The organism is Tepidanaerobacter sp. EBM-38 (assembly GCA_001896545.1).
Taxonomy (GTDB): Bacteria; Bacillota; Thermosediminibacteria; order Thermosediminibacterales; family Tepidanaerobacteraceae; genus Tepidanaerobacter.
In genome coordinates, this window is record MPOT01000054.1 from 45,121 (window position 1) to 58,651 (window position 13,531).

13 protein-coding genes are annotated in these 13,531 nt (G+C 39.8%); all 13 read right to left on the minus strand.

Features of this window, described 5'->3' with window-relative positions; all coding sequences use genetic code 11:
• Positions 1-14 precede the first annotated feature (14 nt).
• Positions 15-1,343, minus strand: a complete 1,329-nt coding sequence (locus tag BUC45_RS05975; RefSeq protein ID WP_296970980.1) for a pyrimidine-nucleoside phosphorylase — start codon at positions 1,341-1,343, stop codon at positions 15-17.
• A gap of 49 nt (positions 1,344-1,392) precedes the next feature.
• Positions 1,393-1,785 (minus strand): cytidine deaminase, encoded by a 393-nt coding sequence (gene cdd, locus BUC45_RS05980; protein WP_296970981.1) that lies wholly within the window; start codon positions 1,783-1,785, stop codon positions 1,393-1,395.
• 22 nt (positions 1,786-1,807) lie between these two features.
• Positions 1,808-2,527 (minus strand): GntR family transcriptional regulator, encoded by a 720-nt coding sequence (locus BUC45_RS05985; RefSeq protein ID WP_296970982.1) that lies wholly within the window; start codon positions 2,525-2,527, stop codon positions 1,808-1,810.
• 105 nt (positions 2,528-2,632) lie between these two features.
• A complete protein-coding gene (locus BUC45_RS05990; RefSeq protein WP_296970983.1) occupies positions 2,633-3,547 on the minus strand; it encodes an ABC transporter permease in 915 nt (304 codons plus the stop codon).
• Positions 3,548-4,666 carry an ABC transporter permease gene (locus tag BUC45_RS05995; RefSeq protein WP_296970984.1) on the minus strand — a complete coding sequence of 373 codons (1,119 nt, stop codon included), beginning with the start codon at positions 4,664-4,666 and terminating at the stop codon, positions 3,548-3,550.
• A complete protein-coding gene (locus BUC45_RS06000; RefSeq protein ID WP_296970985.1) occupies positions 4,663-6,189 on the minus strand; it encodes an ABC transporter ATP-binding protein in 1,527 nt (508 codons plus the stop codon). The genes BUC45_RS05995 and BUC45_RS06000 overlap by 4 nt, the downstream gene beginning before the upstream one ends.
• 74 nt (positions 6,190-6,263) lie before the next feature.
• Positions 6,264-7,361 (minus strand): BMP family ABC transporter substrate-binding protein, encoded by a 1,098-nt coding sequence (locus BUC45_RS06005; RefSeq protein ID WP_296970986.1) that lies wholly within the window; start codon positions 7,359-7,361, stop codon positions 6,264-6,266.
• 237 nt (positions 7,362-7,598) lie between these two features.
• The gene (locus tag BUC45_RS06010; RefSeq protein ID WP_296970987.1) at positions 7,599-8,315 is read right to left on the minus strand and encodes an ABC transporter ATP-binding protein; all 717 of its coding nucleotides are present in this window, start codon (positions 8,313-8,315) and stop codon (positions 7,599-7,601) included.
• Positions 8,308-9,081, minus strand: a complete 774-nt coding sequence (locus tag BUC45_RS06015; protein WP_296970988.1) for an ABC transporter ATP-binding protein — start codon at positions 9,079-9,081, stop codon at positions 8,308-8,310. The genes BUC45_RS06010 and BUC45_RS06015 overlap by 8 nt, the downstream gene beginning before the upstream one ends.
• Positions 9,082-9,083: 2 nt before the next feature.
• A complete protein-coding gene (locus BUC45_RS06020) occupies positions 9,084-9,968 on the minus strand; it encodes a branched-chain amino acid ABC transporter permease (protein WP_296970989.1) in 885 nt (294 codons plus the stop codon).
• Positions 9,969-9,980: 12 nt separating this feature from the next.
• A complete protein-coding gene (locus BUC45_RS06025; protein ID WP_296970990.1) occupies positions 9,981-10,853 on the minus strand; it encodes a branched-chain amino acid ABC transporter permease in 873 nt (290 codons plus the stop codon).
• Between the two features lie 241 nt (positions 10,854-11,094).
• Positions 11,095-12,303 carry an ABC transporter substrate-binding protein gene (locus BUC45_RS06030; protein ID WP_296970991.1) on the minus strand — a complete coding sequence of 403 codons (1,209 nt, stop codon included), beginning with the start codon at positions 12,301-12,303 and terminating at the stop codon, positions 11,095-11,097.
• A 155-nt stretch (positions 12,304-12,458) separates the two neighbouring features.
• Entirely contained in the window at positions 12,459-13,364 is a 906-nt protein-coding gene (locus BUC45_RS06035) for a diaminopimelate dehydrogenase (protein WP_296970992.1), read from the minus strand.
• Positions 13,365-13,531: the final 167 nt, after the last annotated feature.

The following is a 13,531-nucleotide window of genomic DNA, read 5'->3' on the forward strand; positions in this document are numbered from 1 at the left end:
ATGACCATCCCTTTTTAAAACTTTAAAACTTCATCCTTTGTAATTTTTGCCCAAATAACCTTTCTTTTTTCTATAGGGTCCAAGGTAAATTCAAAAGCTTTGCGTGTTTCATCGACCGCCCAGCTAAGTTTTGTTTCATCATTAGCTAAAATTTTGGCAAAAACTTCACCTTTTTTTACTTTATCCCCTACTTTTTTATATACCCAAATGCCCACTGCCGGATCTATAATATCATCCTTTTTCTGTCTGCCGGCACCAAGCTTCATGGCAGTAAGGCCTAAACGCACAGCATCGATCTTTTTTACATAGCCATCTTCTGCCGCAGCAACTTCTGATTCATACTTAGCCTTTGGCAGCAGTGAGTAATCTTGTATTACTCTAGAATCTCCTCCTTGGTTGCCTATGATTTCTTTAAATTTAGCCAGTGCTTTTCCTGTTTCAATACTATCTTTTAATTTTTGAACAGCTTTTATTTTGTCACTTTCAATTTTTGCCAACAACATCATCTCTGAAGCAAATTCAAGGCAAAGCTCAAGAAGGTCTTCATGGCCTTTTCCCTTTAATACTTCTATCGCCTCTACAACCTCTATGGCATTGCCGATTGCAAGACCTAAGGGCTGCTCCATATCTGTAATATATGCGACGGTTTCCCTGCCCGCAAGTTCCCCTATCTTCACCATTAATTGCCCAAGCTCTTGAGCATCTTCAAAGGTCTTCATAAAAGCACCATTACCAAACTTCACATCTAAAATTATTTTATCGGCACCGCCTGCAATCTTTTTGCTCATTATAGAGCTTGCTATAAGCGGTATGGAATCCACTGTTGCCGTTACATCCCTTAAAGCATATAATATTTTGTCTGCCGGAACAAGGTTCTTCGACTGGCCTGTTATCGCAGCACCGACCGTATTTACAGAATCTATAAAGGTTTTGGTATCAAGTTCGCAACAAAAGCCCGGAATTGATTCCAGTTTGTCGACTGTTCCCCCGGTGTGTCCAAGGCCTCGCCCCGACATCTTGGCAACCTTTACACCCACAGACGATGCAAGTGGCAGCAAAACCAGCGTTGTAGTATCTGCAATACCTCCGGTGGAATGTTTGTCAACCTTGATGCCATCGATAGAAGATAAATCTACTATCTCACCGGAATGAGCCATAGCCATGGTTAAATCAGTTGTTTCTTCTTCATCCATGCCCTTAAAATAAATAGCCATGAGTAAAGCTGAAATCTGATAATCCGGAATGCTTCCACCTACATAACCATCAATAATAAACTGTATCTCGTCTTTAGAAAGCTTTAATCCCCGCTTTTTCTTTTCAATAATATCGGGAACAAAGAACATATAACCACCTACCTTTTATAGCAATATAGCAGCCAAAATCCGACTTAAACTACAGCTTAAATCCATATGGCAGTAACTCCTCTGCTGTCATTCTTTTAATTTTAGAGCCATCTTTGTTGGTAAGATACACGACAGCTTTGGGAGCAAGTTCTGATATAACCTGCCTACAGGCTCCGCAGGGAGAAACCGGCTCATCTACATTTGCAGCAACCGCTAAAGCCACAATATCTTTTTTCCCCTCCGAATAAGCTTTAAAAAGTGCTACTCTCTCAGCACATACAGTAAGTCCATATGATGCATTTTCAATATTGCATCCCAAAACTTCTTCTCCATCGGCGGTAACCGCACAAGCCCCCACCGGAAACTTAGAATAAGGGACATAAGCATTTTTCATAGCAGATAAAGCCTTCCTCACAAGCTCTTTCTCATCTAACGGTATCATAAGCATTCACCTCTAAATGTCGTTAAATTCGCTTCCTGACAATATAAAACCGAAACTTCTCAGGCGAAAAATAATTTGACGAGTAAAATATCGGATTGTCTTTATCGTCATAGTGAAGCTGTTCCAAGAGCAAAGCCACATTTGACTTTGATTTCATCTTTAGCTTTTTATAGACATCGGCTACCTGTGCCTTTACAGGTATTATATCCGATACGGCATATGATATATAAATACCTAAATCTTTATGCAGATACTTAAAGAGAGATTCCTCTTTAAACTCAAAATTTTTATGCACGTATTTTTCCGGAATCCTGTCAATACAGAATAAAACCGGTTCTCCGTCAGCGGTTCTTACTCTCTCAATGCGGTATATCTTTTCATTTGGCAAAAGATTCAATATAGTTGCCTCGCGCTCGCTCGGCTGTGTTAGCGATACCTCTATATCCTTTGTGCCTGGCTTCATACCCTGTTTTTCGATGAGTTTTGTTATACTTATCAACTCTTCCATACCGCTTTTTATGATAGGAGATTTGGCAACAAAGGTTCCAATGCCATGATATCGGTTTATCACGCCTTCATCTTCCAATATCCTAAAAGCTTCTCTTAGTGTAGCTCTGCTGACATTTAGCCGTTTAGCCATTTCGATTTCTGAAGGCAATTTTTCGCCTTGCAAAAGCTCACCTGTTCGTATCATTTCTTTTATTTTTTTTACGACTATTTCGTACCTAGGTGCAAAAGCCATATACGCACTTCCTTATAAGACACTAATAAATTATTTCCATGTAATCCATAAATTCTCTAAATAGCTTTTTAACTCTGCCAGAATATTCATGCTTCATCAATCTCCTTATCCAATACTGCGATCATAGGGTTCACCACTTGCCGCAGGAGGCGTAGCTTTCTTTACTATACCGGTTAAAACTGCCAATGTCAGCAAATATGGAATCATTTTTATAAACTGATATGGTATAATGCTGCCTTCACCGGCTCTTAAGCTTAAGGCCTCTGCAAAACCGAACAGCAGTGATGCCCATAATGTGCCCGTTGGTGTCCAGTTTCCAAATATCATGGCAGCCATGGCAATATATCCCTTACCTTGTGTCATGCCTTCCACATACATGCCTGTATGCTCCATTGTAAGATATGCTCCTGCCATCCCTGCAAGCATGCCGCTTATAATAACACCGGCATATCTCATGGCAAATACATTTATCCCTAGGGTATCGGCGGCCAATGGGTTTTCCCCTACTGCGCGCAATCGCAAACCAAATACCGTATTATCGATGATGTATTTCGAAATCGGCACTAAAATCAATGCTGTTATTACAATAGGTGAAATATCAGTAAACAACAGTTTTAAAAAAGGTATATCTGACAGTATCGGAACGTCTATCGGGCTAAATCCCGATACATGATGGGATGTTGTGGCTTTGCCGAAAATTACTAAGCTTAAAAACCTAGAAGCACCATATGCCAAAATATTTAATGCGACACCACTTACAACCTGATTTACGCCAAAAGTTACTGTCGTCACTGAGTGTATGAGCGCAAGAAACGCACCTGCCAGCATAGCAAAAAGTATCCCCACAAAAGGACCATAAAAGTAAGCCCCAACGCTAGCCCAAAATGAACCTACAATCATCATTCCTTCAAGACCAATATTCACAATGCCTGATCTTTCGGTATAGACGGCACCAATAGCCGTAAGTAATATAGGCACAGCCATCCTGAGGCTTGATGCTAAAAGTTCGGCTGTAAGCATTTATGCCGCCTCCTTCTTTTCCAAACGTTTTACATAATCATTGATAATTTTAGTTATAACAACAATGAATATAATCATAAGTGACTGAAGAATTACAATGGTATCCATAGGCACCTTTAGGAGAGCCTGTATTCCTTCTGAGCCGCGTTTTAAAAACCCGAAAAGCATAGCTGATGCTATAATCCCGAAGGGATTATTTTGAGCTATCAATGCTACTGCTATACCGTCAAATCCATATCCTTGTGGAAAATCCATGTCCATGTATTTAAAATATCCTAAAAGGTCGGATAGTCCGACTAAACCCGCAACAGCTCCACTTAGTAAAAAACCTTTTAAATATACTATATCCGGCTTTATACCGGCGATTTTAGAAGCTTCGGGATTATGACCCACAGCTCGAAGTTCATAGCCAAAAGGAGTATATGAAACTAAATAATATATCCCAACAGCCAGCAAGATACCTATAGGAAAGAACCAGTTAAGATATACGTGTTTAGGTAATTGTATGCCAAAAATAGACAAAAACCCGTGCATCTTTGGGATAAGAGCACTTTCTGCAAGCTTAGGGGTTCTTACCAGTACACTGCCTAAACCTTCCACCAGTGACTGCTGTTTATCCTTGAACACGTCGGCAATGAGATAGTGTATTAGTGAATAAGCCACATAGTTGAGCATGATTGTACTTATTACTTCATGAACACCCCGCTTTACTTTAAGAAAAATGGGGATAAAAGACCATAGCATGCCTCCTGCTATACCTGCCATTATGACCAATGGCAGATGAATTGCGGCAGGAAGCCCTTTTAGCGAAAAACCTACCAGTGCGGCTAAAAAAGTCCCTATTAAATATTGTCCTTCAATACCTATATTGAAAAGACCCATTTTAAACCCTATAGACACAGCCAAGGCAGAAAATATCAAGGGTGTTGCATTAAAAAAAATAATAGCTATACTGTCAAGACGGCTAAAACTAAACTTAAACATAGTATAAAACACTTGAAGTGGGTTTTTATCAATAGCTAAGATAATCAGTGAACTGATAAGTGCTGCTAAAATCATAGCTATTACTGGAGCGGCTATCTTTAAAGCCAGTATTTTATAATTGCGGTCCCTTTTCATGCACTTTCACCTGCTTTCCTATGTGCGCCTAACATGTATACTCCGATATCCTCTAAAGTTTTTTCCTCTGGTGCAAATTCAGCTACAATCTCACCGTCAAAAATTACACCGATTCTGTCCGAAAGTGATAAAACCTCTTCCAAATCAGCTGATATTAAAAGAATTGCTTTGCCTTCCTGACGTTTTTGCAAAAGCTGTCTGTGAACAAATTCCATGGCACCTATATCCAAACCTCTTGTCGGCTGAGCAGCTAAAATGACTTCAGGTTCTTGAGAAAGTTCCCTGCTTAAAATAACCTTTTGCTGATTTCCGCCGGAAAGTCCCTCAATTTCTTGATGTATCGAACTTATCATTATAGAAAATTCCTTAACATTATTTAACGTAAATTCTTCAGCTTTCTTAATATTGATAAACATTCCCTTTTTAAATTTATCCTTCCTGTGGAAACCTAAGATACTGTTCTCCCAAACCTTCATAGGCAGCACTAAGCCTTGACGATGGCGGTCTTCCGGAATGAATGCCACTCCTGAATCTCTTATCTGCTTTATTGATAAACCATGAATTGGCTTACCGCAAACCTTTATATCACCTTGATAATCTTGCCTAAGCCCGATAACGGCTTCAGCCAATTCTTTTTGACCATTGCCTTCCACACCGACAATGCCATAAATTTCTCCACCGCATACTTCTAGTGAAACACCATTTAAGGAATTCTTCCCGCCATTACCCTTCATTACTATATTGTGCAGTGAAAGCTTTACATCGCTCTTTTCGGCCGCAGCTTTATCAAGTTTCATTAAAACAGGTTTCCCTACCATCATTTTGGCCAATTCTTCTTTTGTCACCGAGTCTGCCGAAACAGTACCTACCGCCTTACCCCTTCGCAAAACCGTTATATTATCAGCTATATTAAGCACTTCATCAAGTTTATGACTGATAAAAATAATAGTTTTACCTTCCTCTTTTAACCTGCGTAAATTCACAAAAAGCTCATCGACTTCTTGTGGGGCCAACACTGCTGTTGGTTCATCCAATACTAGTATATCGGCACCTCTATACAATACCTTGATTATCTCCACTCGCTGAGCATGGCCTACTGAAATATCCTCTAGCTTCGCATCCAGGTCCAAGTTAAAGTTGTACAAGTCTAGAAGCTTTTTAATGGTTTGTCTACAAGTTTTTTTATCAATTGCAATACCTTTCTTCTTTTCGGCTCCAAGAATAATATTTTCCAAAACCGTAAAACGGTCGATTAGCATAAAATGTTGGTGCACCATACCTATCTTGAGTTCAATAGCCTTATTGGGTGAAGCGATTTTTTCCTTTTTCCCAAAAATATAAATCTCACCTTCATCTGGTTGGTAAAGACCTGCCAAGATTTTCATCAGGGTGCTTTTGCCCGCACCATTTTCACCCACAATGGCATGGATTTCACCCTTTTGTATTTGCAAATTTACTCGGTCATTTGCCACAATTCCGGGAAAGCGTTTGGTTATATTCTTTAAAACAACGGCTTCTTCCAAAATTTCTCCCTCCCTTGGGGTTCTTTCAATAATAACAACGGGGTGACCGAATAAGAGTCACCCCGCAGCATTGTTTACTTTAAAGTCTTCAAAAATTCTTCATATTCGTTTTTGTCCGCGGGTACCTTTATTTCGCCATTTACAACCTTTTCTTTAAGCTCTTCCAGTTTCGGTTGTATATCACTAATGAGATCTTTATTAAAATCATTCACCGCGTAGCCTACGCCATCATCGTTAAGTCCAAACACTCTGTACCCACCTTCAAAGCGGCCTTCGACTAAATCCTTTATCGTTTCATACACTGAATTATCAACCCGCTTTAGCATGCTTGTCAGTATATAAGGCTTTTGCTCATCGGTTGCAGTCAAAGACTGATCCGAGTCTACGCCAATAGCCAATACTTTATTGGCTGCCGCCGCCTCCAGCATGCCGACACCTGAAGCCCCTGAAGCATGGTAAATTACATCAACACCAGCTTTAATTTGTTTCAATGCTAATTCCTTAGCTTTTACAGGATCTTTGAAAGCTTCGCCGGTAGTTCCTACATAGTCCGAAAAGGTTTCAATATCAGGATTTACATACTTTGCCCCTGCTAAATAACCATATTCAAACCGCTCAATAAGAGGTGATTTCATACCGCCGATGAAACCTACCTTGCCATTTTTTGATTTCAGTGCTGCCGCCGCACCAACTAGGAAAGAACCTTCATGTTCTTTAAATAATAGGCATGAAATGTTAGAGCTACTATCAATGTCTTCCACAGCCCCATCAATGAGGCCGAATTTTACATCAGGGAATTCTTCGGCAACTTTTGCAATATGGTCTGTAAACATAAACCCGACACCAAAAATCAAGTCATAACCGTCCTCGGCCAAAAGCCTCAAAAGCTGCTCTCTGTCCTCACCACCACTTGAGGGTTCCAAATCAGTAACTTCTAAACCAAACTCCTGCTCTGCCCGCTTCAATCCGGCATAGGCACTATCATTAAATGAGAGATCACCGCGACCGCCAATATCATATACTAAACCGACTTTAATCTTCTTCTCTTCAGGCTTCTGCTCTTGCTGCTCTTTTTCATCTTTTTTCGGCTCAGCCTTTTGACCACAACCGGTCGTAAGACCTAAAACCAGCAGGATAACCAAGCTTAAAGCTAGTAACTTGCGAATCTTCACTCAAAATTCCCCCCGTAATTTTTTGTAAATCCTTTATAAGTAAGTAGGCATCCATATTATGTAAATGACCATGCCCCCTTTCTTATATTAAAAGTCTGACATCTGACATTTATATTTTAACAATTTTCAGTTGACTCTGTCAAGATATATTTTTCTTATTGATATCAAAATTAAAAAGCGTTTCGCTTATTTACATTTACATGATGAGCGAAACGCCATTTTTAAGTATTTATCATTTTAAATTATCGCATGTCTTACCCCTAAATATGCTTCTTGAACAGCTGGATTTGCCAAAAGGTCTTTGCCGGAACCTTGCAGAACCACACGGCCCGTTTCCAAAACATATGCTTTATCGGCTATCTCTAAAGCCTTCTTAGCATTTTGCTCTGCCAATAGAATGGTAGTTTTTTGAGCTTTAATCTCTAAAATGGTCTTAAACACCTCGGCTGTGTATATCGGAGAAAGCCCCAAGGACGGTTCATCTAAAAGCAGTATTTTAGGTCTTGACATGAGGCCTCTGGCTATAGCCGCCATCTGCTGCTCACCGCCGGAAAGTGTGCCTGCATATTGATTTGTCCGCTCCTTTAATATGGGAAAAAGACTATAAATATATTCAAGATCTTGCTTTATACCTTCAGTGTCTTTTCTCAAAAATGCTCCCATCATCAGGTTTTCCTTGACAGTTAGATTGGCATACAATCTTCGCCTTTCCGGCACTAGTATAATGCCGGCGGCAGCTGCATCATGAGCGGTAAGAGGGTGTGGTTTGCCATTATAGATTATCGAACCGCTTTTAGGTTTAAGAACCCCTGATAAGGTCCACATAAGCGTTGATTTTCCAGCACCATTTGCACCTACTATGGTAACAATCTCACCCTTATCAACTTCAATATTAACATCTTTTAAAGCATGAATCGTGCCATAATATACATTTAAGTCCTTAACATTAAGCATTGGCATACTCCTCCCCCAAATAAGCCTTCAACACCCTGGAATCATTCTGGACTTCCTGTGTTGTGCCTTCCATAAGCATCTCACCGAAATTGATTACTACTATCCGAGGACAAAGTTCCATTACTACATCCATGTGATGCTCTATAAGGATGATGGTAAGATCGTATGTCTTTTTTATCTTCTCAATTAGTTCTACTAAATCTACGCATTCGTCAGGATTCATACCGGCTGCCGGTTCATCAAGAAGTAGAAGCTTTGGATCAAGCGCCAGAGCTCTGGCAATTTCCAGTTTTCTCTGCAATCCATAGGGGAGGCTGTCAGCCCGATTTTTGATAAAATCCGTAAGACCTACAACTTCTAAGTATTCCAGAGATTTATCGTAAAGTTTCTTTTCTATGCGAGTTACTTTAGGTGTCCTTAGTAGTGCATCGCCAAGGCCATAATCAGCTTCACGATACAGGACAGTGCGAATGTTTTCCAAAACGCTTAGTTTATTAAAAAGACGTATGTTTTGGAATGTTCTGGCTATACCTGCGTTTACTATTGATGCCGGAGATGCACCGGTAATATCCTTACCGTCAAAAACTATATTCCCCTCGGTTGGTTTATATACTCCTGTAATTAAGTTAAAAATCGTTGTCTTTCCGGCTCCGTTCGGACCGATAAGACCGATTATTTCTCCTGAATCTACGGAAAATGACACATCCTTAACTGCTATAATTCCGCCAAATGCTTTTGTCACATTTTTCAGTTCCAGTAGTGGCATATTTATGTCCTCCTTTTATCGGCAATTTTATTGCAATTTTTTTTCCTAAAAAGATTGCCTATCCATTCAAAGGATAACTCGTGATATCCCATGATGCCGGAGGGTCTGAATATCATAATCAAAACTAGTATCAATCCATAAGCCACTAATCGCCACATATTTGCCACCCTAAGAACTTCGGGAACAGCAATAAATAAGGCAATCGCCAGTATCGGACCGGTTATGCTGCCCATACCACCTGCAACAACCGCTGATGTCAACTGAGTTGAAAGGACGGATGTAAACATAGCTGGCTGGATAAAGTTGAGATAATGAGCAAATAAACCTCCTGCTAAGCCCCCACACATGGCACTGTAAATAAGTGACAACATTCTGACCTTGAACAAATCAATCCCAGCCATTTCTGCCGCTACTGCATCTTCCCTTACAGCAATAGCATTTCGGCCAAACTTTGATAATATAAAGTTTTTTGTAAGCCATACTACCACTACTGCAAAAATAGCAGCGACCGGCAGTGTAGTATAATGCTTTATTCCCGGAAGGCCTCTTGCACCTTGTGTGATTGAAAGATTTTCTAGTATTACTCGCATGGCTTCTCCAAATCCCAGTGTTGCAATAGCAAAATAATCCCCTCTAAGTTTTGCTCGAAGTGTTGGAAAGCCCAGTATTATGCTGATTAATCCGGACATTAGCATTCCTGAAAGCAGCGCTAGCACAAAGGGCACGTGATAAAAATAAGTCAATATGGCAGAAGTATAAGCTCCTATAGCCATAAATGCAGCATGGCCCAGGGAAAATAAGCCTGTAAACCCGGTAAATACTGAAAGACCTACTGTAGCAATGATTTCTATGCATATAACCGCCATAACTCCATAAATATAATCCATTTTCCCACCCCCCTAGACCTTTTCCTCTAAATATTTGCCCAATAAGCCTGCAGGCTGTATAACAAGAAATATAATAACCATTGAAAAGCTGAAAACATCTCTAATAGTAGAAGAAATATAAACCGAAACAAAGGTTTCAAGTACTCCCAGGATTAAGCCACCTATAACCGCTCCCGGCAAACTTCCTAAACCGCCGATGACAGCGGCAATATATGCTTTGTTCGTAATCCATCCCATTGTAGGATAGACCATGTATTTTACTCCTAAAAATACTCCGGCTAAACCCGCAAAGGCTCCGGCTAGCAAAAACACTATCCCGATAAGTTTGGTCATATTGACACCATTTAGAGAAGCTGTCGTCATGTCATACGATGCAGCTCGTATGGCTGTTCCAATCTTAGTCTTGGTTAGAAAAATATGAAGTGCATAGATGCTTATTAATGAAAAAATTAAAGCCGCTAAATCCAGAGGACTTATATCGCTGCCAAAGAATTTTATTGTTGACTGTTTAAATATTTCTGGAAAGGAATAAAAATGCGAACCTACGGTCACATAAACCATGTTCTCTAAAAATATGGAAACACCCATTGCTGTTATCATTAAATAAAGAGATGGAGATCTCCGATTAATCAGTGGGTTATAAGCCAACCTAAGATTTAATAGTGATAATAGGGCAGCTCCCAGCACAGCACCAATTAATGACAGAGGAAAGCTCAGGTTAAATGATGAAATCAGAAAATAACCGATATATGCTCCTAACATTATAATAGTGCCATGAGCAAAATTACTGAAATTTAAGATTGAAAATACAAGTGAATAGCCTACTGCCATCAGAGCATATATACCACCTATTGAAAAACCTGTTATCAATGTCTGCAGAAACATTATTTCAACTCCTATCTTATAAAAGCTGCGCTAGCTAAGACCCATTATATAATGGGATACAATTATTGGCCGGCGGACATTCCAGTCCGCCAGTCAGTTATAAGCTTTACTTATTTTTGTGATTTTGCTATAGAAACCTCATTTTTCTAAATTTATAGTCAACATAAATATAGCATGCTCTTTCATGATCAGGAACGATATGTGAGTATTTTTAAGTCAAAATTGACTTTTTACAGTAGAATCATTTTGTTACATATGTTTCTACATAGACGAAATCACCGTCTTTAATCTGTTGAATTACAGCAGGTTTGTTAAGTGGGTTATGTGTTTCCGGATCTATGGTAAGTAATCCGGTAAGTACTTTAAGGTCTTTGGTATTTTCCATTGCTTCAGCCAAAGCTGTACCATCAGTAGATCCTGCTCTTTCAATAGCATCGATGAGCATGTAAAGAGCATCAATCGCCATAACGGGGTTCGGCATAACAGGTTCAGCATTGTACTTTTCCTTGTATTCCTTAACAAAATCCTGTATTTCGGGGTCTTCAAGTGATGCCAGATTTACAAAATATGCACCTTCAACAGCAGAGCCACCTAAAGATATAATGTCAGGGCTGCCCCAGTTATCTCCACCCATCAACGATGATGTTATGCCTAAATCCCTAGCCTGTTTGGCTGCTAGAGCTGCTTCTTTTTGGGCTGTTGGAATAAATAACACATCAGGATTCTGTTGTTTTATTTTACCTAACATGGCACGATAATCTAGTTCTCCGGTTCTAAAGGCTTCTTTGGCAACAAGCTTGCCTCCCTTTTCAGCAAAAGCCTCTTCGAAGTATTTAGACAGCCATGCTGAATAGTCTGAACCGACATCATATAGTATGGCAGCGGTTTTTGCATTTAATTTGTCATAGGCAAATTGGGCTGCTACGGTGCCCTGGAAAGGATCAATGAAACATGTCCTAAAGGCGTACTTTTTAACTGTACCATCTTCGTTCACTGTAACCAGAGGATTTGTAGGCGTTGTTCCAATAAATGGAACTTTTTTGTCTTCGGTAACTGACGATATGGCATTGGCAACACCGCTTTGAGCAGGCCCGATTATGGCGACAACCTTGTCCTGTTCAATGAGCCTTTTAGCAACGTTTACCGCTTCTATTGAATCGGCACGATTGTCGTAGGCAATCAATTTCAGCGGTCTTCCGTCAACACCGCCGGCAGCATTAATCTTCTCTATTTCCATTTCTAAAGCATTCTTTTCAGACTGCCCCCACATAGAAGCATCACCGGTCAAAGCCACTTCGTGACCGATCTTTATAGGTTCTTGTTCACTAGGCTGACTTTCATCGGTTTTACCCGCATCGCCTTGCTGTTGTCCCCCGCAAGCTGTCAGAAATATACTCAGTGTAAATACAACTAGTAGCAACAGACTAATATGGGAAATCTTCTTTTTCATGCTTTTTTAACCTCCTGTTTTTTTGATGGTACTCTCCCACTGTTTTAAAGAGTGGGAGTATACTAATATATTCGCCATAATTTAATTTTTACCTTTATTGCCTCTAGACTTTGTTTATTTCTTCTCATCCCCCCTTTAAGCCGCTAATGCCATCTTCACAACAGCTTGAGAATAATTTCCTCTTTTTTACCATATAGGTAATCTATGGGAGGAATCTCCGCTAAGGTATAAGCTCCCGGCTTTTGCTTAAGGCTGGCCCGAGCCGCAGATACCATAACTTGAGCCGTAGCCGCCGGGTTAGTAACTTGCATAATAAACTCCATGCGCTGATTATGTGTTCTCCCTGATACCCCTTTGCGTTCAATATGGACTCCATGCCCCATATCTATAAGATTTTCTATATCATCAACATTATAAACAATAGTCGTATCGCGCTTAAAATAAGAATCATTCTTAATAGCTTCTTCAATTTTTTTAAAATCATATCCTGGCTTTATCTTTACATAAACCAGACGTTTATGAATACCGTTTCCTTCCGGTATTGTCAGTGAAACCGCATCAGCTACACCCTCAACTGCTTTAGCGGCTACCGTATGACCCATGCTCATCCCAGGCCCGTAGTTAGTGTATGTCATACCCTTTGGAGCTATAGTCTGCATTATCGTTCTCACTACAGAATTGGTTCCCGGATCCCATCCGGCGGACAATATCGCCACCGCATCATGAGCTTTTGCTACTGAGGTTAATTCCTCCCTAAGCTTAATAATGGAATCACCATGTATGTCAAAAGCATCAATAGTATTTATTCCCATTTCGAGATAATGTGGAGCTATCTGAGGTACACATCGACTATCTACCGCAAGAATTGCAATATCAACCCTACCCAATTCTTCCACACTGGATGTTACTGGAAAATCATGGAATTTGCCTTTCATGCTTTCTACTTTTTTTGGAACTTCTACTATGCCTGCAACCTCCATATCAGGACTTTCAATAACAGCTTCCATAACTTCTTTACCTACATTTCCAAAGCCAATTATTGCAACTTTTACTCTCTGCATAAATAAAATTATCCTCCTCTCCTACTGCAAATAATTAGTTTTCTGTATATTATAATCATGCAAAAATAGTGCCAATATAGTTATAAGTGATAATCATAAGAGCAATCCATTAATCAAGCCTTACATCTGCAAGATTTGATGGAATAAACTTTTCAAAGTTTGGGAAA

Coding starts and splice junctions, on each gene's coding strand:
- BUC45_RS05975 (WP_296970980.1), bottom strand. CDS start 1,343: ATGTTCTTTGTTCCCGATATTATTGAAAAGAAAAAGCGGGGATTAAAG.
- cdd (WP_296970981.1), bottom strand. CDS start 1,785: ATGATACCGTTAGATGAGAAAGAGCTTGTGAGGAAGGCTTTATCTGCT.
- BUC45_RS05985 (WP_296970982.1), bottom strand. CDS start 2,527: ATGGCTTTTGCACCTAGGTACGAAATAGTCGTAAAAAAAATAAAAGAA.
- BUC45_RS05990 (WP_296970983.1), bottom strand. CDS start 3,547: ATGCTTACAGCCGAACTTTTAGCATCAAGCCTCAGGATGGCTGTGCCT.
- BUC45_RS05995 (WP_296970984.1), bottom strand. CDS start 4,666: ATGAAAAGGGACCGCAATTATAAAATACTGGCTTTAAAGATAGCCGCT.
- BUC45_RS06010 (WP_296970987.1), bottom strand. CDS start 8,315: ATGCTTAATGTTAAGGACTTAAATGTATATTATGGCACGATTCATGCT.
- BUC45_RS06015 (WP_296970988.1), bottom strand. CDS start 9,081: ATGCCACTACTGGAACTGAAAAATGTGACAAAAGCATTTGGCGGAATT.
- BUC45_RS06020 (WP_296970989.1), bottom strand. CDS start 9,968: ATGGATTATATTTATGGAGTTATGGCGGTTATATGCATAGAAATCATT.
- BUC45_RS06025 (WP_296970990.1), bottom strand. CDS start 10,853: ATGTTTCTGCAGACATTGATAACAGGTTTTTCAATAGGTGGTATATAT.
- BUC45_RS06030 (WP_296970991.1), bottom strand. CDS start 12,303: ATGAAAAAGAAGATTTCCCATATTAGTCTGTTGCTACTAGTTGTATTT.
- BUC45_RS06035 (WP_296970992.1), bottom strand. CDS start 13,364: ATGCAGAGAGTAAAAGTTGCAATAATTGGCTTTGGAAATGTAGGTAAA.